The sequence below is a fragment of the Sphingomonas sp. AC411 genome (assembly GCF_979253035.1).
Genome location: NZ_CEEDAQ010000002.1, coordinates 37,968 through 58,489, shown reverse-complemented (window position 1 = coordinate 58,489; position 20,522 = coordinate 37,968). Strand labels below are relative to the sequence as shown.

General features: G+C 62.0%; 22 protein-coding genes and 3 pseudogenes. 14 read left to right on the top strand and 11 right to left on the bottom strand.

The window, feature by feature from the left end; all coding sequences use genetic code 11:
• Nucleotides 1-135: 135 nt before the first annotated feature.
• Genes AC0IX7_RS20740 through AC0IX7_RS20730 form a run of 3 tightly spaced genes read left to right on the top strand, consistent with a single transcriptional unit; the run spans nucleotide 136 to nucleotide 1,992 of the window.
• Complete coding sequence (locus tag AC0IX7_RS20740; protein ID WP_471814123.1) at nucleotides 136-390, top strand: glycosyltransferase; 255 nt, start codon at nucleotides 136-138, stop codon at nucleotides 388-390.
• Nucleotides 387-590 carry a hypothetical protein gene (locus AC0IX7_RS20735; protein WP_471814121.1) on the top strand — a complete coding sequence of 68 codons (204 nt, stop codon included), beginning with the start codon at nucleotides 387-389 and terminating at the stop codon, nucleotides 588-590. Before AC0IX7_RS20740 ends, AC0IX7_RS20735 begins: the two co-directional genes overlap by 4 nt.
• A gap of 52 nt (nucleotides 591-642) precedes the next feature.
• Nucleotides 643-1,992, top strand: a complete 1,350-nt coding sequence (locus AC0IX7_RS20730; protein WP_471814119.1) for a hypothetical protein — start codon at nucleotides 643-645, stop codon at nucleotides 1,990-1,992.
• Here the strand turns inward: AC0IX7_RS20730 and AC0IX7_RS20725 are convergent.
• The 4 genes from AC0IX7_RS20725 to AC0IX7_RS20710 form a co-directional block, all read right to left on the bottom strand.
• Complete coding sequence (locus AC0IX7_RS20725; RefSeq protein WP_471814117.1) at nucleotides 1,952-2,644, bottom strand: acyltransferase; 693 nt, start codon at nucleotides 2,642-2,644, stop codon at nucleotides 1,952-1,954. The genes AC0IX7_RS20730 and AC0IX7_RS20725 overlap by 41 nt on opposite strands.
• A complete protein-coding gene (locus tag AC0IX7_RS20720; RefSeq protein WP_471814115.1) occupies nucleotides 2,641-3,798 on the bottom strand; it encodes a glycosyltransferase in 1,158 nt (385 codons plus the stop codon). Before AC0IX7_RS20720 ends, AC0IX7_RS20725 begins: the two co-directional genes overlap by 4 nt.
• A 115-nt stretch (nucleotides 3,799-3,913) precedes the next feature.
• Entirely contained in the window at nucleotides 3,914-4,876 is a 963-nt protein-coding gene (locus AC0IX7_RS20715) for a glycosyltransferase family 2 protein (RefSeq protein WP_471814114.1), read from the bottom strand.
• 99 nt (nucleotides 4,877-4,975) lie between these two features.
• Nucleotides 4,976-5,824, bottom strand: a complete 849-nt coding sequence (locus AC0IX7_RS20710) for a hypothetical protein (protein WP_471814112.1) — start codon at nucleotides 5,822-5,824, stop codon at nucleotides 4,976-4,978.
• Between the two features lie 179 nt (nucleotides 5,825-6,003).
• Between AC0IX7_RS20710 and AC0IX7_RS20705 the strand changes: the two genes are divergently transcribed.
• Nucleotides 6,004-6,492, top strand: coding sequence for a hypothetical protein (locus AC0IX7_RS20705; protein WP_471814110.1), 489 nt, complete (start codon nucleotides 6,004-6,006; stop codon nucleotides 6,490-6,492).
• A gap of 41 nt (nucleotides 6,493-6,533) precedes the next feature.
• Here AC0IX7_RS20705 and AC0IX7_RS20700 read toward each other — a convergent pair whose 3' ends face one another.
• Nucleotides 6,534-7,100, bottom strand: a complete 567-nt coding sequence (locus tag AC0IX7_RS20700; protein WP_471814108.1) for a right-handed parallel beta-helix repeat-containing protein — start codon at nucleotides 7,098-7,100, stop codon at nucleotides 6,534-6,536.
• Nucleotides 7,101-7,158: 58 nt separating this feature from the next.
• Here AC0IX7_RS20700 and AC0IX7_RS20695 point away from each other — a divergent pair, with 58 nt between their 5' ends.
• Entirely contained in the window at nucleotides 7,159-7,575 is a 417-nt protein-coding gene (locus tag AC0IX7_RS20695) for a hypothetical protein (protein ID WP_471814106.1), read from the top strand.
• Between the two features lie 54 nt (nucleotides 7,576-7,629).
• Here AC0IX7_RS20695 and AC0IX7_RS20690 read toward each other — a convergent pair.
• Nucleotides 7,630-7,770: pseudogene (locus tag AC0IX7_RS20690) on the bottom strand (hypothetical protein); the annotation flags it as partial.
• A gap of 463 nt (nucleotides 7,771-8,233) precedes the next feature.
• Here AC0IX7_RS20690 and AC0IX7_RS20685 point away from each other — a divergent pair.
• The 7 genes and pseudogenes from AC0IX7_RS20685 to AC0IX7_RS20655 all read left to right on the top strand — a co-directional run bounded on the left by AC0IX7_RS20685 (nucleotide 8,234) and on the right by AC0IX7_RS20655 (nucleotide 14,142).
• Nucleotides 8,234-8,809, top strand: coding sequence for a class I SAM-dependent methyltransferase (locus tag AC0IX7_RS20685; protein ID WP_471814105.1), 576 nt, complete (start codon nucleotides 8,234-8,236; stop codon nucleotides 8,807-8,809).
• 148 nt (nucleotides 8,810-8,957) lie between these two features.
• Nucleotides 8,958-9,533, top strand: a complete 576-nt coding sequence (gene rfbC, locus AC0IX7_RS20680) for a dTDP-4-dehydrorhamnose 3,5-epimerase (RefSeq protein ID WP_471814103.1) — start codon at nucleotides 8,958-8,960, stop codon at nucleotides 9,531-9,533.
• Nucleotides 9,534-9,544: 11 nt separating this feature from the next.
• Nucleotides 9,545-10,597, top strand: a pseudogene (gene rfbB / locus AC0IX7_RS20675) (dTDP-glucose 4,6-dehydratase).
• A 96-nt stretch (nucleotides 10,598-10,693) separates the two neighbouring features.
• Nucleotides 10,694-11,506: a dTDP-4-dehydrorhamnose reductase gene (gene rfbD / locus AC0IX7_RS20670; RefSeq protein WP_471814239.1), complete on the top strand. Its 813-nt coding sequence runs from the start codon at nucleotides 10,694-10,696 to the stop codon at nucleotides 11,504-11,506.
• Nucleotides 11,503-12,369 carry a glucose-1-phosphate thymidylyltransferase RfbA gene (gene rfbA / locus AC0IX7_RS20665; protein ID WP_471814101.1) on the top strand — a complete coding sequence of 289 codons (867 nt, stop codon included), beginning with the start codon at nucleotides 11,503-11,505 and terminating at the stop codon, nucleotides 12,367-12,369. Before rfbD ends, rfbA begins: the two co-directional genes overlap by 4 nt.
• A 536-nt stretch (nucleotides 12,370-12,905) precedes the next feature.
• On the top strand, nucleotides 12,906-13,283 hold the full coding sequence (locus tag AC0IX7_RS20660; RefSeq protein ID WP_471814099.1) for a hypothetical protein: 378 nt from the start codon (nucleotides 12,906-12,908) through the stop codon (nucleotides 13,281-13,283).
• Complete coding sequence (locus tag AC0IX7_RS20655; protein WP_471814098.1) at nucleotides 13,270-14,142, top strand: sugar transferase; 873 nt, start codon at nucleotides 13,270-13,272, stop codon at nucleotides 14,140-14,142. The genes AC0IX7_RS20660 and AC0IX7_RS20655 overlap by 14 nt, the downstream gene beginning before the upstream one ends.
• Here the strand turns inward: AC0IX7_RS20655 and AC0IX7_RS20650 are convergent, their stop codons facing one another.
• From AC0IX7_RS20650 to AC0IX7_RS20630, 5 genes and pseudogenes are all read right to left on the bottom strand, one after another.
• Nucleotides 14,143-14,541 (bottom strand): J domain-containing protein, encoded by a 399-nt coding sequence (locus AC0IX7_RS20650; RefSeq protein ID WP_471814096.1) that lies wholly within the window; start codon nucleotides 14,539-14,541, stop codon nucleotides 14,143-14,145.
• Nucleotides 14,538-15,014, bottom strand: coding sequence for a M48 family metalloprotease (locus AC0IX7_RS20645; protein WP_471814095.1), 477 nt, complete (start codon nucleotides 15,012-15,014; stop codon nucleotides 14,538-14,540). The genes AC0IX7_RS20650 and AC0IX7_RS20645 overlap by 4 nt, the downstream gene beginning before the upstream one ends.
• The gene (locus tag AC0IX7_RS20640; protein WP_471814237.1) at nucleotides 14,981-15,250 is read right to left on the bottom strand and encodes a PDZ domain-containing protein; all 270 of its coding nucleotides are present in this window, start codon (nucleotides 15,248-15,250) and stop codon (nucleotides 14,981-14,983) included. The genes AC0IX7_RS20645 and AC0IX7_RS20640 overlap by 34 nt, the downstream gene beginning before the upstream one ends.
• Nucleotides 15,251-16,102: 852 nt before the next feature.
• Nucleotides 16,103-17,099: pseudogene (locus tag AC0IX7_RS20635) on the bottom strand (GDP-mannose 4,6-dehydratase).
• A gap of 129 nt (nucleotides 17,100-17,228) precedes the next feature.
• Complete coding sequence (locus AC0IX7_RS20630; RefSeq protein ID WP_471814093.1) at nucleotides 17,229-18,101, bottom strand: EpsG family protein; 873 nt, start codon at nucleotides 18,099-18,101, stop codon at nucleotides 17,229-17,231.
• A 606-nt stretch (nucleotides 18,102-18,707) separates the two neighbouring features.
• On the opposite strand from AC0IX7_RS20630, the gene AC0IX7_RS20625 reads away from it, so the two are divergent.
• Both AC0IX7_RS20625 and AC0IX7_RS20620 read left to right on the top strand, forming a co-directional pair.
• On the top strand, nucleotides 18,708-19,826 hold the full coding sequence (locus AC0IX7_RS20625; RefSeq protein ID WP_471814091.1) for a glycosyltransferase: 1,119 nt from the start codon (nucleotides 18,708-18,710) through the stop codon (nucleotides 19,824-19,826).
• Nucleotides 19,826-20,518 (top strand): glycosyltransferase, encoded by a 693-nt coding sequence (locus AC0IX7_RS20620; RefSeq protein WP_471814089.1) that lies wholly within the window; start codon nucleotides 19,826-19,828, stop codon nucleotides 20,516-20,518. Before AC0IX7_RS20625 ends, AC0IX7_RS20620 begins: the two co-directional genes overlap by 1 nt.
• Nucleotides 20,519-20,522: the final 4 nt, after the last annotated feature.

Here is a 20,522-nt window from a genome sequence, read left to right as displayed (position 1 = left end):
AATCACGCTGGGTCATAGTGAGCGTGCTGACGCAGGAAAAGGGTGTGCCCTATCTGCTCGATCTGTTCGCAGGGTTTGCGGCGCGTGGGCATGACTGGCGCCTGGTGATCGCCGGCCCCCTGTGCGGATCCCGCGTTGCGCGCGGCGTTGGCGGCCGCGACGGTTGCCGGGCCGGATGGGCAACCGGCCCGCGTGGAGTATCGTGGATCCGTCGAGGGCGCGGAGAAAGAGCGGTTCTTTGCCGATACAGACCTGTTCGTCCTGCCGACAACGCTGATCGACGAGGCCGAGCCGCTGGTGATGCTCGAGGCATTCGCACGCGGCGTCGACGTGGTGGCGAGCGATACGGGTGTATCCGCGACCGCATCCGTACGCCCGGCCATCTCATGACGCTCGACCGCGACCGCGATCTTGCGCTGATTGAAGACCGTGTCGCCGATCTTGCTGGCGACTGGACTGCCACCCGGCAGGCCTGCACTGCGCATGCGCGCGCCATCAACGCGGCTGCCGAAGTCGAGGCGGCCCGTTTCTTCCCGCGCCTGCTGGCCCTGTTCGGCGGAGTTGCCAGCAGCGGATCGCCTGTGACATAGCCGCTGTCGCCCAGCCGATCCGACGTTGGCGTCCTTCACCCGGAACCGTGCGATGAATATCTATCTGGTCCTTTTCGCGCTGTACGTTCTGGCGCCAAAGATCGACCTGTACGCGATCGGCGCCGCAGCCATCCGTCCTGAAGACCTCATCAGTGCGTTCGCGTTCTTCATCTATATCGTCACCGCGCGCTGGCGCCTGTCGATCCCCATCTATGCCCGCGCGTATCTCATATTCATCGGTTTCGGGCTCCTCACCGCAGTCATCAACATCGCGCAGGGCGGGCTTGTCGGGATCGTCTATGGTCTGCGGCTGGCGCAATACATGACATGGTTCTTCATCATCTACGAGGCCGCGCCGCGGCTGAGCACGCGCGCGTTGCGGACCGCGCTGCTGATCGTCTGTAGCGTCTTCATCATATGGGGCGGGGCGGAATATTTCGGCGTGATCGGGCGCATCGGCAAGTTTGCCGGCGCATCGCAACGATTGACGATCAATACCTCGGGACCGTTCGAAACGTCGGCGATGCTGGCGATGCTGGCCTATGCGGCACCGGCCCTGTGGCTCACGCCGTTCATGATCGTGCTCATCTTCCTGACCCAGGCGCGCGTCACGCTGCTCGGAATCCTTGTCAGCTTTGCGGCTGCGCGCCCTGGTCGCACGATGGCGATCGGCTTTGCCGGCGCGGTCGTCGCGACGGTCGCCGCACAGCCCTTGTACACGGCGATCAGCAAGTCGCGTCTTGGTGAATCGGAAACACCGCTGGCGATGGGGAGCCTGCTGAAATATACGTGGAAGCGCGTTCCGACGGTGCCGCGACCGAGCTATTATCGCGAGCGGTTTCTGAACGGCATTCTCATCTTCCGGTACATGCCCAACACGCGCGGCGATCTGAGTTTCAAATACCGTGCCGTCCGCTGGCCGATCATCATCAAGTCGACCGCCGCGACTTGGGTCACGCTGTTCGTCGGCTGGGGACCGGGTGCGTGGAGCAACGCGGTCGACGGGTATTACGTCCGCGTGTTCGGCGAAACCGGGCTGATCGGCGTCGTGCTGTTCCTTGGCTGGATCGTGGTTTCACTGCGTGCGCTCAAGCAGAGGAGCATCGGCAAGTTCTCGCTGGTGATGCTCGCAGTGGCTGCGGTATTCATCGACATCTTCAGTTCGTCGAAGGTGATGCCGATCCTCTGGGCGTTCCTCGCGCTGGAACATGCCGGTCATCCCTTCGCGTTCCGGCAGGCGAAGGCGCTGTTCCGGCGCGGCAAGCGCCGGCTGCTGGCGCCACACCCTGTGCGTGTCGGTATGGCGACAGGCGTGGGGCCGGAAGCCGGTCCGCAAGCGGGTCCGCGCGTGGGGCGCCGTCCTACCGACCGAGCTGATCTGCAGGGCCGATCGATCGGGTGACGCGCGCCGGTGCGCCGAGCGCGACCGAGAAGGCGGGGATCGAGCGCGTCACGACCGAGCCCGCCCCGATCACCGCGCCTTCGCCGATCGTGACGCCGTCGAGGATCGACACGTTGTTGCCCAGCCAGCACCGGCGACCGATCGTGACGCCCTTGCGCGATACCGCACCCGAGACGAAGCTGCCGTCCGGACCGGCCTCATGGGATTCCGCGGTGATGGTCAGGCCGGCGCCGATCTGGACGTCCTCGCCGATCACAACTGGACCGCCAAGACCGATGACAGCGTTTGGGCCGATATAGCTTCGCTTGCCGATCGTGAGGCTCGCTGCACGCCGGTTGAGGCCGCTCCGGCTCTGGATCCACACGCGTTCGCGCAACGTCACGCGGTCGCCGAGCGACAGCCCGTCCTTCGCGGCGCAGTCGACATAGCCATAGCCACCGATCGCGACGCCGCGACCAAGCCTCAAGCGACCGGATTGGACGAACTGGATGCCGGGGCCGAGCAACAGGCCGCTCGGTCGCCTCAGCCGGACCAGGCTCCACATCAGGCCGCGCAGGAAGGGGATGCCGCCTTTCGCGATGAGATAGCCGATGTCGCCGGCATCGATGGCGTAGGTCCGCCCGGTAAGCTTTGCGATCACGTTTGCGATCATGCCGCGTCACTCCGTGTTGCCGACAGGACCTGCCGATAGACGGCCATCGTCCGTTGATAATAGCGTTCGGGCGAGAAGTCCTCCGCAGCGCGGGCGCGGCCCGCCAACCCCATCCGGCGCGCCATGTCGGGGGCGTCGGCAAAGCGCAGGATGCGGTCGATCAGTGCATCGCGGTCGCCGGGGGCGACGTGGAAACCGTCGATTCCATCGCGGACGGTCTCGGCGACCCCACCGATCGCCGACGCGATCACCGGGGTGCCGTGCGCCAGTGCTTCGATCGAGGTGAGCCCGAACGGCTCGGGCCCGAGCGACGGGACGACCGCGCACAAGGCGCCGTTCCTCGCGGTCGCCAACGCGGCACCGTCCAGATTGCCACGCCATTCGATATTGGCGAGGCCGGCAGCATGGGCACGCACCGCATCGCCATCTGGACCTTCGCCTGCGAAGACGAAGCGGATGGCGGGCAGCGCTCGCGCCACGTCGACCAGCGGGAAGATGCCCTTGTACCGTTCCAGCCGCCCGACGAAGAGCACATAGTCGCGCGGCGCTTCCGCAGCCGCAGGCGGCAAGGTCACCGGATGATGGATCGTCTCGATGCGCTCGCCCGCCATGCCCATCTCGATAAGGCGATCGCGTTGATAATCGCTGATCGAGAGGTAGCGGGCGATATCGCGCTTGTGGCCGAGCATGTCCGACAACCGCATCTCCGCCATGTTCCAGAGCGACCGGGTCAGCGATCCCCCGGCGCAGCGATGCCGCACCACTTGGGTGTAGCGGCGATCGTGGCAGTCGGTGCAGACATGGCCGTCGCGGTAGAGCAGCGAGATCGGGCAGACCGCGCGATATTCGTGCATGGTCTGCACAATCGGAATACCACGCCGTGCGATCTCCGGCAGGATGGCGGGTGTCAGGCGCTTGAAATAGCTGTGGAGGTGGACGAGGTCGATCGCCTGTTCGTCGAGGACCCGACCGATCGCGCGCCGCGCGGCCGGCGAGTAGAGCGTACGCAGCAGATCGGCCGAGCCGGTATCGCTGGTGGGCGGCGCAGGCGGGAAATAGCGTGCGTATTCACTCGGCCGGTTCGCTGGGTCGGCGCCGGCAAAAGGGATGACCTGGTGGCCGTGCGCCTTCAATATGTCCTCTAGGCGGAACATCGCGACGTCCATCCCCCGCGGACGTAATAATTCTGGCTGACGTTCAGGATGCGCAGCGGCCGATCGATCGGATCGAGCGTGGGGAAGGGGGCTGTAGCGGTCGTCATGGCGGCGCTCATACTGCGCCGATCAGCAAGCGGTACCACCGCACGGCGCGCAAATGGCGGAACGAGATGGTCGCATCGATCGTGCGTGCGACGTCCTCGCGATCAAAAGCCTGGTTCCAGTACCGGTTGGTATGGCGCAAGGCGATGCCCATCGTCGACGCCTGGATATGGCGCCACCAGCGTGGCGCGATGCCGCTGTCGAGCAAGGCATCCTGCAGCCGGGCCTGGCAGCGCAGGAAGCCCAGTTGGGTCTCCGGGCGCGAGGAGACGTTGGTATCGACGCGCGAGATCGCGAGCGGTGCACGAAGCTGGACGAAGCGATGATAGCGCGCGAGCCTGGTCATGAAGAAATAGTCCGCCGACGGGCAATCCGCGGCGCGGTACCCGCCGAGCGCACGGATTACCTCGGTCCGGACGATGAGCCCCAGGCCACTTCCAGCGAGGCTCCCGAAGAACATCTGCGCAGGACGCAGGCGGCGCGTCTTGCTAAGTCCGAAGCGGAACAGGTTGCGCAGCTTTTCCGCGCGGGACAGCGGCGCAGTGGGGTCGCCCACGCCTGCACGCTGGTCGAGAAACCGCAGCGAGCACGCGACCGCGTCGATTGCCGGATCGGCGGACAGCGTCCGGCGTATGGTCGCAACGAAGACAGGGTCGAGCAGGTCGTCGTCGTTGAGGATCGTGACCCATTCGCCGCGTGCGAGCGACAGGCTCCTGTTCCAGTTGCCGAACAGCCCGGCGTTGATGGCATTGCCGTAATAGCGAAAGGCGATGTCGCGGAGCCCGGGCAGCGCGGCGAGCAGCCGGTCCGCATCGGCCGAGCCGGGATCGTCCTCGACGATGACCAGTTCGACGCCGTCGAGATCGGTCTGGGCCAGCACGCTCGCCACGGTCTCTTCGAGCAAGCCGGGGCGTCGATATGTCGGGATGGCGATCGTGAGCGTCGGTTTCGTGCCCCGAGGATCGATGCGCACCGTGCTTTCGGAACATGCATTCGCTGGTCAGTCCCGCGATCGGCGCATCGGGTTCGGGGCGCCAAACGAAACGGCTTTCGTCGTTCGGAGTGTCCCGGGTCATGTCCGTGCGATCTCCCGCCAGGCCATCAATGGCCAGCGCCAGTTGTTGTAAGCCAGCTGCACGATGCCTTGGCACAGGATGATCCACGCGACTCCTGCACCACCCCAGCTCAGCAGGATCACACCGGTCGCGACGGCGATACCCGACAGGATCGATGACCGCAGAAAGGGAACATTGTTCGCGGTAGTGATGAAGAAGGCGGCGTTCGAGTGGAATCCTTCGAGCAGCAGGATCACCGCAAGCAACGCCAGAACCGGCCGATCGAGCAACGCGATATGGCTGCCGATCAGCGTCAACAGCGGCGGTATGGCAAACAGCACGAACGCGGCGCCGGTGAGATAGATCGCGCCGTAAAGCATCATCGCGCCACCGAATATGCGGCGGAGTTCGACACCGTCTTGTGCGACGCGCGCGGCGACCAGCCGCGGCATGGCCACCTGCATCGGCAGCTGTGCGGCTGCACACAGCGCCATCAACAGCTGCAGCGACAACGCATAGGTGCCACCGACCGCGACGCCTGCGACGCTTGAGATCACGAAGAGGCTGAAGCGCGTGATGAGAAAGCCGCTGATCGCGACGGCACCCATGCGACCGGCGTTGGGCGATACGATCTTGAGCACATCGCGCACTGCATCGCGGTCGGCATTGCGGGCGTCGTGATCGCCCAGCGTTCCCCGCATGAAGCGTTGCGCCACCAGCCTGGCAAAGATCTGCGCCCCGATCAGCGTCATCGCAAGCGCGACCAGTCCACCTCCCGACAGCAGAACGATGATCCCCAGGATCGAAAAGGTCGAGCGGTTGGCGATGATGTAGAGATAGTTCTGCTCGACCCGACCGGACCCCATCAGTAGGGGCTGATCCACAGGAAGGACAGCGTCAGTCCGATGCTGCCGCACAACAGCAACCAGGCGGTCTGGACCGATCCGGTAGGGATGCCGCCTTCGCGCGCCAGCATCGTGATATAGGGCAGGCCGCAGACGACCAGGATCACCACTACGCCGAGTGCCAGCAGGCGATAGAAGCGATGCGCGGCAGCGAGGGCTTCGGCCGCCAGACGATAGTTCGGCTGCTCGTCCTGCGGCACGGCCTCGCCAAGCCCGGTGCGTTCGAGCTTCCTGGCGCCCGACAAGGCGAGGGCGATCGCCCGCGTGAAGCTGGGCTGGAAACCGAAATCGCACACCATGGCAAGCGACTGGACGGTCACGAAAATATACCAGATTCCGATCGTCGGAGCGGACAGCCGCGTTACCATGAACGGGATCAGCAGCAACGCGGATCCGTATTGGACGATCTGGGCGGTGAGCCCCACCGCCAAAGCACGATGGCGAGACGCCTGTCCTATCAACCACTTCATTCGGCCGCCTACCATCGTCAAGGACGGGATCGCAAGGTAAGCGCGCTTCGCCATCCAAGGCAGGTCCATGCCGATCGCCGGCCTGACGAGGCCGCGCGCGCGACGAAGCCTGATGCCAGTTTCGATCACCAGCGTGGCACAGGCGTCTTCGCGTGGTAGCGGGACCTGCGGGACAAAGGCACGGGTCCTGCCTGGATGTGCTACTGGCGGACGAACTGGCCGACCTCGACATCGGCAACACGCCGGTACCGGTTCACGAACAGGCTTTCCTGGTCGTGCCCGCGCGGGACTCGATTGTTCTGGATGTTGACATGCGCGAGCTGCTCTTCGGGCGTCGAACCCAGCGTGGTCGGCTGGCCGAGTACGATCGGTGTCGTCCGGGTGGCGGGTACGAAGCGGTTCGCGGTCGCTGTCACGCGGCTGACGTTGTAGCTGAATTCGATACCGGCCTTGGTGAAACCGCGAATGGCATTGTCCCGGATGACGACGCCGCCCGTATCCCCGCCCATCGCGACGCCGATCGGCGTGCCGCTGATCGTGTTGCGCTCGATCGTCAGGTTGCGCGGTTCGCCGTGAATGCGATTGATGCGTACGCCCGCAATCTTGCAGTCGGCGATCACGTTGCGGGCGGCGACGCAGTCGGCAACGGTTTCCAGGAACACGCCGATGCTGCATCCGCGGATCTGGTTGTCGGTGATCGTCGCGCGATGCGACGTGGCGACCGTGGAATGGCCGGCGGTATCGTCGCCATAGCACGTCGATCGCATTGTCGTAGCAGTCGTTGATCCGGTTGCCGACAATCTCGACGCCGTCGAACTGCGAGCATTGGATGCCGATGAAGCTGGTCCGCTCGACCAGGTTGTTGGCGATGCGCAGGTTGCGCGATACGGACTCGATCGATCCCTGCAGCATGATGCCCTGGCCGACGGCATCGTGAACGGTCAGATCTTCAACCGTCACGTCGACGCAGCGTCCCTTCCAGCCCAGCAGCACAGCGGCACCGCCGAACCCGTCGCGGAACTGTCCCTGGCCTTGGCGGCTGCCATCGATCGTAAAGCCTCGGAGCACGGCGCGGCTGATCTCGCCCTTGCTGGCGATGATCCGCGCGTAGCTGCCCGGGCCCAACTGCGCATTGGCAAGCTTCAGGATGCACCGTGCGCGATCGGTCCCTTCGAGCGTCACGCCCGAGCGCAGCGTCAAGGCGCTGCCGCCATCGCCGTCGTCGGAGGGACGATAGCGTAACAGATAGGTGCCGGGGTCGAGCGTCACCACGCCTCCGCCGGCCTGTGCGGCCGCATCGATGGCACGCTGGATCGCTGGCGCGTCGTCGGTGACGCCGTCACCCCGCGCACCGAACGCACGGACGGTTCCGGCGCCACTCGAACGCGCAGCCTGGCCGCATGCTGTCGACGCGATTGCCAGCAAAGTGCTGCCCATCATCCATCGCCGATCGATACCGGTGCGATTCCGCATAGTCGTTCCCTTCTAAAAGCCGGCATCACGACAGGGTGCTACCGACCGGGTCGGAAAAGCGCCGCTTCGAGCTGGCCAGTTGATCTACGGCAGATCCGTGCTGTCGATCTGCGCAAGGCGTGGCGTCACGCCATCTCTGGCCTGCGGGTGCCTCGGGTGCAAGTCCGATGCTCCGATCGGGTTTCGGAGAGATTGCCCGTTATTTCCTTCCCACGGCGATGGCGAAGGTTCGTTCGGAAATCCCCGTGACAATGAAGGCATGGCGAGCTGTCATAAATTAAATAGGAGAATTATTCGCGGAAAGCAGTGATTTATAAATCAAAAAATCATGGTGAGATAGGTAAGGCATTTAATTATACAATTGAATATGGACAATGGTGAATACCGGCCTGGTTGATGATTATGTATCAAGCTTGGAAAAACAATTATGATCGAAGCTATAGATAAATATCATAATCATGTCCGTAGTGATGTTTTTGATATCATTGCCGATTGTGCGGGACGCGTGCTCGATCTCGGTGGTGGCGTCGGGGCAACAGGTGCTGCACTGAAATCCACGCATGGGGCCACATTTGTGGTCGTGGCGGATCAGGTCGCTGGAGATACCGCAGATGGCATCGACGTCGCGGTCAGCGGAAATCTTGAAGACCCGGTCTTCTTCTTGCGCACGCTTCTCGAAGACCATGGGCCGTTCGACACGATCCTATGCCTCGACGTGCTCGAGCATCTGCGGGATCCGTGGTCGACGGTCGAGGAACTCCACAAGGGCCTGGCGCTCAACGGGATCGTCGTCGCGAGCATTCCGAACGTCAATCATCATAGCCTGGTGCTGCCGTTGGTTCTTTGCGGTCGGTATGAATTGCAGGATGCAGGGCTGCTCGATCGGACGCATCTGCGCTGGTTCACCAAGGCCAGTGCGGTCGAGATGATGACGAAATCGGGGCTGAAGCTCGAAACCGTCGGTGGGTATCTCGGCAGGAAAAAGGCCTGCTCAATGCGCTGAGCTTCGGCATGCTGGGCCGGTTCATGATCATGCAATATCTGGTGCGGGTGCGTCGGGTCGCATAGTCGTCGAGGGCGAACGGCGCGCTGCGAACCCGAGCCGCTCGCCCGATTGCTCCTTGCCGAGTGCAGGGCTATGTCGCCTGCCCATGTCTTGCGTTCAATTGATCCGCCCCAGGCGCCACGGTGACACCCGCGGCTGGTTTACCGAAACCTACAACGTCGAGGCGTTCGCCAAGCTGGGCATCACCTGCACCTTCGTGCAGGACAATCACTCGCTGTCCGTCCCCGCCTTCACCTTGCGCGGGCTGCATTTCCAGACTCCCCGGCGCGGGCAGGACAAGCTGGTGCGCTGCATCCGTGGCCGGATCTTCGATGTCGCGGTCGATATCCGCAACGGCTCGCCGACCTATGGGCAGTGGGTCGGCGCCGAATTGTCCGCCGAGAATGGCCACCAGCTCTTCATTCCGATCGGCTTCGCGCACGGCTTCGTGACGCTCGAGCCCGATTGCGAAGTGACGTATAAATGCTCCGACACCTACGCGCCCGATGCCGATGGTGGCATTCGCTGGGATGACCCCGCGATCGGCACGGGCGGCATCGACTGGCCGATGCCAGCCGGCACCACTCCCGAACTGAGCGCGAAAGACCAGGTTCAGCCGCTGCTCGCCAATTTCGACAGCCCATTCCCCTATGACGGCCGCCCGCTCGGCCCGCTCGTCTGAAGGACAGACCCATGCGTATCTTCGTCACCGGCGGGGCCGGCTTCATCGGTTCGGCCCTTGTCCGCCACCTGATCGAGAACACCGACCATGAGGTCCTCAACTTCGACAAGCTGACCTATGCCGGCATTGTCGACCGTCGAGCGCGTCGCGAGTTCGAACCGCTACCGCTTCGTCCAGGGCGATATCTGCGACGCGGACGCCGTCAAGGCGGCGATCGCCGAGTTCAAGCCCGAGATCGTCACGCATCTCGCGGCCGAAAGCCATGTCGATCGCTCGATCGACGGGCCCGGCGCGTTCGTCCAGACCAACGTCGTCGGCACCTTCACGATGCTGAGCGAAGCGCGCGCCTATTGGCTCGGGCTCGACGACGAGGCGAAGGCAGCGTTCCGTTTCCACCATATCTCGACCGACGAGGTGTACGGGTCGCTCGGCGATACCGGGCTGTTCACCGAGGACACGCCGTACGACCCGCGCTCACCCTATTCGGCGTCGAAGGCGGGCTCGGACCATCTCGTCAGCGCTTGGGGTCACACCTTCGGGCTGCCGGTGCTGATCACCAACTGCTCGAATAATTACGGGCCGTATCACTTCCCCGAAAAGCTCATCCCGTTGATGATCGTCAAGGCGCTCGCGGGTGCCGACCTGCCGGTCTACGGCAAGGGGACCAGGTCCGCGACTGGCTGTTCGTCGAGGATCACGTCCGCGCGCTGCATGCGGTGTTCGAAAAGGGCGAGCCCGGCCGGACCTATAATGTCGGCGGGAACAACGAGAAGCAGAACCTCGAGGTCGTAAAGACCGTCTGCACGATCCTCGACCGGTTGCGCCCGCGCGCCGATGGCCAGTCCTACGCGACGCAGATCACCTACGTCGCCGACCGTCCGGGTCACGATAAGCGCTATGCGATCGACGCGAGCCGAATCAAGGACGAGCTCGGCTGGGAACCGGCCGAGACGTTCGAAACCGGCATCCAGAAGACCGTCGCCTGGTATCTCGACAATCAGGGCTGGTGGGAAGCGATCGTCGCCGAGCACCAGGCCGACCAGCGCCGCGGGCTTTCGGTATGAGCGACGCAAAACAGATCCTCGTCACCGGCGGGAACGGCCAGCTCGGCACCGAGCTGAAGCGCCTATGCCTGGCCGGCAGGCTGGGCGGTCACCGCGATCGACATCGACGAACTCGACCTGCGCGATACCGCAGCGATTGCCGCGATGGTCGCGTCTCAGCCTTGGGCTGCGGTGATCTCGGCCGGCGCCTATACCGCGGTCGACAAGGCCGAGAGCGACATCGTCACCGCCTGGGCGGTCAATGCGATGGCACCCGCAGCGTTTGCGGAGGCGTGCGCGAAGGCCGGTATCCCGATCGTCCAGGTTTCGACCGACTATGTCTTCGACGGCGCGCGCGATGGCGCCTGGGACGTAAACGATCCGGTCGCACCGCTCGGCGTCTATGGCGCGTCCAAGCTCGAGGGCGAGCTCGCCGTCCGCACCTCGGGCGCACGTCACGCGATCGTCCGCACCGCCTGGGTGGTCAGCGCGCACGGCAACAACTTTATCAAGACGATGTTGCGCGTCGGGGCGACCAACCCGAGCTTGCGCGTGGTCGACGACCAGCAGGGCAGCCCGACGTCCGCGACCGATCTCGCAGCTGCATTGGCGAAGATCACGATGCGCCTCGTCGAGGATCCCGCCGCCCCCACCGGCACCTATCATTTCAGCAACGCAGGCGCAGTCACCTGGGCAGGCTTTGCCCGCGAGATCTTCGCGCAGAGCGCTGCACGTGGTGGTGCCAGCGCTGAAGTGCAGGGCATCACCACCGCCGACTATCCAACGCCGGCGACGCGCCCCGCCAATTCGCTGCTCAGCCACGACGCGATCACCCGCGACTACGGCATTCATCCACCAGCGTGGCAGACCGCGCTCGGCAACATCCTCGACGAGCTGCTCGGGGCCTCCAAGAAGGACATTTCCCAATGAAGGGCATCATTCTCGCAGGCGGCTCGGGCACGCGGCTCCATCCGGCGACGCTCGCCGTGAACAAGCAGCTGCTGCCGGTCTACGACAAACCGATGATCTATTACCCGCTGTCGGTGCTGATGCTCGCGGGCATCCGCGACATCCTGATCATCTCGAGCCCCGAATATATCGACAATTACCGTCGGCTGTTCGAGGATGGGTCGGCGTTCGGCCTCGCCATCTCCTATGCCGAACAGCCCAAGCCCGAGGGCCTAGCCCAGGCCTTCACGATCGGCGCGGACTTCATCGGCGACGACGACGTCGCGCTGGTGCTCGGCGACAACATCTTCTTCGGCGCACACCTGACCGACCTGCTCGCGAGCGCGGTCGCACGCAAGGGCGGCGCCACGGTGTTCAGCTACCGCGTCGAGGATCCCGAGCGCTACGGCGTGGTCGAGTTCGGTGAAGGCGGCAAGGCGGTCAGCCTCGAGGAAAAGCCAGCAAAGCCCAAGTCGCACCATGCAGTTACGGGCCTGTATTTTTACGACAATCGCGTCGTGCAATTTGCCCGCGACCTTAAGCCGTCGCCGCGTGGCGAGCTCGAAATCACCGATCTCAACCGTCTCTACATGGACGTTGGCGACCTGTTCGTCGAACAGATGGGCCGTGGTTATGCTTGGCTCGACACCGGCACCCACGACAGCTTGCTGGAGGCCAGCGAATTCGTCCGCACCATCCAGCATCGCCAGGGCATCCAAGTCGCCTGCCTAGAGGAAATCGCCTACCAGCAGGGCTTCATTACGATCGACCAGGCCCGCGCGGCTGGCCAGCGCTTCAGCAAGACCGCCTATGGCCGTGCGATTCTGAACGCCATTGCCGAGTAAAGATAAACCAGGCGATCCTGCAAAATTGGCTGATTGCCTGGTCTTGACGAAAAACGGCTGACCGGATGCGAATATCTAGGCTCTCCTCATGCCGACACCAGGATCGTACGGTCCTAGCGGGCCGTACCAGGGGTTGGCGTTTGGTACGTTTGCGCCGACCGGTTCCTGTCGACGACGATAACCCGCGATCGTCAAAATCGCATCGCGTTGTCATCGGACGTAGGAAAGCAGCACGAGTATGGCGACGGTCCCATAAAAGCATCGTTTTCGACCTAATTTCAGCGACAATGGCCGTATCCGGATCCCACTCGCCGACAGCCCTCATGACAACTGGTAGGCAGTGATTATTGTAAATTTCAATTGCTTGCTCTTGCGCGTTGTCCGGCATAGTGCCCTGCCAGCTCGACTGTACGCTGGCTTTGCCGCAGCTCTAACAAAGAGATGGTTGGTCGTGGGCTGAGTATGGGGTGGCTTTTGTTAGTACAAGGTGATCAGGGGAGATCGACGCGAGCGAGCCCATCACAGAGGTCCGGTTGTTGAAGCCGCTCGTTCTCGTAGCATTAACCGCGTATTGTGTCCCGCTCATTTCCCCGTTGATAGTGGCCGGTACGTTGTCTCTGGACCTGGCGAGCACGGTCAACACGCAGCTGACATCGCTGATTGCCGCAGTAGTGGCATTGCTCGTGTTTCGCAGAGTCACGATCTATCCGGGCGCGCGTGCATTCGGTTTTATCTTGCCAGCCTTCTCGACAACGTTTGGTTTCGCTGCGGCAATGCTGCTGGTTTCGCGAGCAAGTTATAGCGGTTCGATGTTACTTGCCGGCTATATTGCGTCGGTAGGCATGACTTTTCTGCTTGGTTATTTCAATCAACGTGCTGCACCCAACGCGCATGTACTATGTGCCGGTCGGTAAAACCGGCATCGTCGATGATACGCCTGACGTCGATTGGATCAAGCTGATCGAACCTGTCGTTCCGGACGACCTAATGCCTCGATCGTGGTGGATCTGCGGTCGGACCACGCACCCGAATGGGGCGTATGCTAGCCCAGGCGGCGCTGTCCGGTATCCCGGTCTATCACACCAAGCAGTTGCGGAATCGCTGACCGGGCGTGTCCAGATCGAGCATTTGTCGGAAAACAGTTTCGGTTCGCTGCTGCCGGCGCTCGGCTATCGTGGTGTGAAGCGGACGATCGACATCGTCGCAAGCATCGTACTGCTGCCGATTCTGCTACCGTTGCTGATCGTCGTCGCGCTGCTGGTTCGGGCAAGCTCGCCTGGGCCGATCCTGTTTCGCCAGCGCCGGATGGGCTATCGCGGCGTGCCGTTCGGCATGATCAAGTTCCGTACGATGGTGGTGGAGCAGGAGACGACGACCAGCGACGCCGCGGCGCGGCATTTGGCAATCACGCGCGATGCCGATGATCGCATCACCAGGATCGGCCGTTTCCTGCGTCGCTCGCGGATCGACGAGCTGCCGCAGATCGTCAACATTCTGCGCGGCGAGATGAGCTGGATCGGCCCGCGCCCGGAGGCCGTCCCGCTGTCCGCCTGGTACGAGAGTGAGCTGCCGTTCTACGCCTATCGCCATATCGTTCGGCCAGGCATCACCGGTTGGGCACAGGTCAACCAGGGCCATGTCGCAGGTCTCGACGACGTCCACGTCAAGCTTCACTATGATTTCTACTACATCAAGTTCTTCTCGTCGTGGCTCGACCTGCCGATCGCGCTGCGTACCATCGGGATCATGCTCACCGGCTTTGGCGCGAAATAGTCAAACCAGGCGTGCGAGGATGATCACGCCCACGATCGCTACGAGCAGGAAGCGCCAGCGCAGCTTGCGACTGGCGCGACCTTGCGAATCGGCCTGATTAGGCTGCGGATAGGGATGGCGTCCGTCATAGCGTTGAAGGCGATCGCGGACGCTCCGTTGGCGTGCGAAGTGAAGGCGTTCGTTTTCCTCGAGGGCCTTGTCATGCGCCACGCGCGCGCGGCTGTCGGACAGGCAGCGATAGGCTAGTTGTACTTCACGCAAACGCCCCGGTAGCTCGCCAGCATTGCGCGCATGATCAGGGTGATGGTGTTTGACGAGGCGCACGAAGGCCGCACGGATCTCGATGGATGACGCATTGCGTGGCACGCCGAGGACCTGATAAAAGCTACGCGGGCTCATTGGTCGTGCCGTGCGTCGGCCAAAGTGCGCATCGCGGCGATACGTTTGCCGGCGGAATCGTGTGCGGCAAACAAATCGACACCAAGATCGCCTCCACCGAGGCGCTTGAGTATGGCGGCTCCCCTGACGGGATCGAAGCCGGCATCGAGCATCAGTTCGCCACCGAATGCGTCGGCTGCGCGTTCCGTCTCCCGCACGATCCGGCCACTTCGACCCAGCGTGCGTCCGATGCCGTGTTTTACATCGCCGCCACGCATGATTGTCGCATGATGGAGAATGTTATGCGCCATCTCATGGGCAATGATGAACGCGAGTTCGTCATCATTGCCCAGTCGCGACAGAAGACCAGTCGTTAGGAAGACATGGCGTCCGTCGGCATAGGCATTGCGTTGGTTCGAGCGTGCGAGGTGGACATGAGACGGACAAGCGGACTGGGGTGTCACGTCGACGACGAATACGGTGTTGTTACGCAATACCGAAATCGGAAGCTGAGAGTAGCATGGCTCGCGAGAAGGTCTTGGACGGCGTCGGCGCGCGCGCGGGCGCGCGTTACGTCGAATGCCATGGTACGTCCGGCTTCCGGGGGCAGGGAACGTCCGTCGATGGCCACCAGCACGTCGCCGGGATGGATCCCAGCTGCAGCCGACGAGCTGCCGGGAACTACCGCGATCACGCCAGGGCCCTCGTCCAGCGCCTGTCTGGCGATCATGCCGAGACGGTCGGCCAGCTCGAATTGCGAAAGATGTTGAAGAACGAAGCCAAGATATGGCTCGAGTGTTGCGCAGCGCATTCGCCCGGCAACCGCGAGGCGGGCCGCGATCTGCTCGACGCGGGCATCGTCTTCGCGACCGGGTAATGCCGATACGGGTATGGCAGAAAGCGCTGCACGAGGAGCCGACGCAAGATATGGTGGGTGAAGTTGTAAGCCCAGCTGTGCATATGACTGGGTTGCAAGCCAGCCGCAGAACACCACCATCGCGATTTTGAGTTTGATCGAAGGCATGGTCGATCAACGAGCATCCAAGGCTAGCGCACAAGAAAAAGGCCCGGAATGTGTTACCATCCGAGCCATTTTCTTATCCGAAACCGAACGGCTTACGGGCTGTTGGGCGAGTCATCCGAGTCAGCAACGACATAGATGCCGACGCCGACAGCGACGACTGCGAGCGCAGCAATCAGGAAGCCACCACCAGCGAGTGCGTTGTCGCCATCAACCGATTCGGTTGCAGGCTGGGTGAGCGGCGTGGCAACTGGTGCCGCTGCCGCGATGGTCGGCGCTGCGACGAGCGAGCGCCGCCATTGCCGTGGAAAGGACCTTCAATTTCACGACTTCATCCCCTTTTAAGGATTCAGAGAACCTAATATCGTGGCCCGCTTAGCCGGACCGGTTTGCGTTGTCACGTAGGATCTTTGCAGCACAGCGATATTCGATACTAGCATACTGCGATACTCAAACTTCGACTGTCGCGACTAGTTCCCGATTTTTCCAGAACAGGCCAAAATCGATCGACCTATCATATTGAAAAGGGTTGATGGCGATCGCGTGGCATCCGCTCGATCGTCAAAGTCCGTGATAGTCGCGATACCATGCCACGAACCGTGGCACGCCTTCGGCGATCGTGGTGCGCGGCTCGAAGCCCAGGTCGCGCTGGATGGCGCTGATATCGGCAAACGTATCGCGCACGTCGCCTGGCTGCATCGGCAGCAGATTGCGCGTAGCGGGGCGACCGCAGGCCTGCTCGATCAGCGAGATCATCTGGCCGAGATCCTCCGACTGGCTGTTGCCGATATTGTAGATCCGGTGCGGGCTGATGCTGCCACCGGCCTTCACCGTACCGTCGTCGGCAGGCGGATTGTCGACGCAGGCAACGATGCCGGCGACGATATCGTCGATATAGGTGAAGTCGCGCCGCATGTTGCCTTCACCGAACACGTTGATCGGCTGGCCGTCGAAGATGGCCTTGGTGAACAGCCACATCGCCATGTCCGGACGACCCCAGGGACCATAGACGGTGAAGAAACGCAGGCCGGTCTGCGGGATCCGGTAGAGATGCGCATAGGTCTCGCTCATCAGCTCGTCCGCCTTCTTGGTGGCGGCATAGAGCGACAGCGGCTGGTCGACGCGGTCCTCGACGCGGAACGGCAGCGTGTCGTTGCCGCCATAGACCGACGAGGACGAGGCATAGACCATATGCTCGACCTTCTCGATGCCGGGCGATCTCGATCATGTTGAGATGCCCGGCGAGATTGGCCTGCAGATAGGCGCGCGGGTTCTCGATCGAATATCGCACGCCGGCTTGCGCGCCGAGATGGACGATCCGGTCGAAGTGTTCGCCGTCGAGCGCGGCTTCGAGCGCGACGTGATCGGAGAAGTCGACCTGCTTGAACGCGAAGCCGGCACCCAGCTTGGCGAGCTCGGCCAACCGCGCATGCTTCAGCGTAACGTCGTAATAGTCGTTGAGGCAGTCGATGCCGAGCACCGTGTCACCCCGTGCGAGCAGGTGGCGGCTGACGTTGAAGCCGATAAACCCGGCCGCGCCGGTAACGAGAACGCGCATGCAGTCACTCCTCCAAGATTGAGACGCCTCTACGGACAGGAGGTGGGGGGCAAGCAGGGCGACGAGGCTACGCCTTATCGCGGAAAGTCTGGTAAAGCTTCAGTTCCGAGATCATGAACCATGTCTCGACTAAACCTCGCCCGAGGTGTCGGTAAACAATATGTTACGATAGGGAAGCCAAGTATACGAAAAAGATCCATGAGCAAAATATACATACTGTACGGTAATGCTGTACAATATCACTATAATAGTTAAATAAATTCTAGATTTACTTGAAGGTTTGGAAAGGTATGGTACGTTACTATATACAAATAATTGGAGAGGTATTAAAAATAGTGATATTCTATCAACACCGACCGAAGAAGAAGAGAATAGTAAGCCGAATATCGAAATAAATGACAAGCCAGAAATGATTGTCCACGTCACTCTTTCAGTCGAAGAAATGAAAAATCTCTTGCGGAAAGTAAAAAATATTGCAGCAGCTAAAACATTCATGCCGATGCGAATGGCAGCGCCACTGGATTGATAATCACTGTTGACGTAATTTGTAACAAGTTGGTCCGAAGAGCCGCCTAGCGCAATGGCCGCGAGTACGACAAAGGCAATCGCCCCCATAATCCCGAAGAGAAGGTTGCGCTTGGCCACCGGCGCAAGCAGGATGGGCAGGAAGAGGATCGCAGTTTTGTGGAATAGCGCTCCAACCGCGACCTTGGCGACGATTTTCCAGACTCGATCATGGCGTACCGTCGAGATCGCCCAGCATATCGCGCCGATTGCGGCAGCCTGCCGCGTATAACCCATGCCGACAACGATCACGAGGTAGGGAACGGACACTGTCATTGCCAGCCAAGGGTTCGGCTGCTTACGCGCCAAGCTGGATAGGCCAAGAACGAAGACAATGGCGCAGGCAACGTTGCCGACATACACGCCGCCGTCGAACTTCGCGGATATCCAGTTCAGGACTGCGTAGCCAGGCTCGGTGAACCTGATGGCTTCCTGCAAGGATCTGCATCGAAATATCACGATACATATCTTCATAGGTTACCCAGTCGCCCCCGACCTGGTATCGGAAACCTACCATCAAAATCGTGAAAATCAGTGCCGCACCATACAGGATACGCTCGGGACCGGACTCTGCCTTTGACGAGAACTGGACAGTGCCGATGAGCCATATGCCAAGCAACAAGAAATAAGGGATCACTATACGAAGCCTTGCTATGCGTCGGTGCTGGTCGCCCGATCCGATCGACGGAGCTATCGCCCGATCGGATCGGGCCAACTAACTTCTACTCGACATAGCCTGTGCCAAGGCGCTGGCAAGCGCGCCGCCGGCGCAATGCGTTGCTAAGGCTGGTTTCGCATCATATGGCAGTTGATATTCGTTCTTCACCCTTATGGTGTATCGCTGCCAGCATAGTTTTGCGTCCCGTGGCGCGTCTCTTTATCTCACGTCCGATGCATCCCCAGCTTAGAGCGCACTAGTATGGAAATAACGTCGATATGCGCTTGAACACGTCCGGTGACTCCAGGCCGTCGGTCATATACATGTGCTACGACGGTATCCTCGAGCCACTCGGGGAAAGTCAGGTCGTCGCCTATCTCGAGATATTGTCGGTTACATACGACATTCACCTCATCAGCTTCGAAAAGCCTGACGACGTAGTGCGGCAGGACCAGATGGAGCGAATGGCTGCGCGGTTGCAGCATGTCGGCATCACTTGGCATGCGCGGCGCTATCATAAACGGCCGAAAATCTTGTCGACGCTGTGGGACATGGGCGCTGCGATGTTGCTCGCCGCACGTCTGACGCGACGCCATGATGCGCGACTGCTGCACGCACGCAGCATATTGTGTGCGGCCATGTTGTATCCTGCCAAGATGATCGGTCGTGCGCGGTTTATCGTCGATATTCGCGGCTTCTGGGCTGACGAGCGCGTTGATGGCGGGCTGATCCGCGCAGGCGGGCCTGTATATCGCGTGCTTAAAGTCCTTGAGAAGGCAATGCTGCGGCGGGCAGACCATGTCGTGACGCTCACCCGCGCATCGGTGCCGTTCCTGCGCGACGATCCCCGGCTCGGGCAGACCAAAGCGCCGATCACCGTCATTCCGACCTGCGCCGATCTCGACCTATTCGCACCGGGTGCAGGGGAGCCATCAGTGCGGCCACTGACGATCGGCTATGTCGGCCAGATCGGTACCTGGTACATGCTGGACGAGATGCTCGCGCTGTTCGCGGCGATCAACAATTTGCGCCCGGATGCGCGGCTCCTGATCGTCAACAAAAATCAGCAGGACGTGATCCGCGCTGCGCTTGCCCGCACCAGCATACCGGCTCAGTCCGTAGAGATCGTCGCGTCGAGCCGCCAAGCGATGCCCGCGCAGATTCAGCGGATGGACGCAGGTATGGCATTGATCCGGCCGTTCTTCTCTAAAATCGCGAGCGCACCCACCAAGCTCGCCGAATATCTCGGCTGCGGTGTGCCGGTCATCGGCAATGCCGGCTGCGGTGACATGGTGCGGATTATCAAAGAAGACGGTGTCGGTGTCGCGATGGCCGACACCGGACCCAAAAGCGATCGAGGCCGCGGCGCGCGCTGTGCTCGAGCAGTTGCAGGACCCGGCGCTGCCTGGCCGCTGCGTCAACTCCGCCCGGCAGCGCTTGCGCTGGACGAAGGTGCTGCGCGCTACCGTGCGATCTACGATGTGCTGACCGAGGATGCCGCCTGATGCCGCGTATCCTGATCCTGTGCCCTTATCCGCAGGGGGTCGCGGCGGGGCAGCGGCTGAAATACGAGCAGTATCTCGACGACTGGCGTGCCGCTGGGTTTGATGTGACGGTGTCTTCGTTCATGGACCGTGCCTTGTGGGATCGCGCGTACGCGCCCGGCCATCGGATGGCAAAGATGGTCGGCACGTTGCGCGGCCACCTCCGCCGGCTGCGCGATCTGGCACGTATCCGACGCTACGACATCGTCTATATCTCGATGTGGGTGACGCCGTTCGGCACGTCGTGGCTGGAGCGGCTCGCGCGAGTTCTGGCAAGGCGGATCGTCTACGACATCGAGGATAACCTGCTGGCTGACGAGGGGGCACCGCGAGGTCTGCGGCAGCAGCTGAAGGGCCGCGGCAAAGCGCGCTTTCTGTTGGAGCGCGCGGATCATGTGCTGACTGCTTCGCCGTTCATGGTCGAGCGCTACCGTGCGATCAACGAACGCCAGGCGGTCACGCTGATCTATCCCTCGGTGGATACCGATGCAAGTTTCGTCCCCGCGAGACCCCCTCGCGTCACTCAAGCCGGTGATTGGATGGACCGGTACGTTCAGCTCGCGTCCCTATCTCGACCTGCTGCGTCCGGTTCTTCAGGAACTGGCGCGGCGGATCGACTACAAGCTGATCGTGATCGGCAACTTCGCCTATGATCTG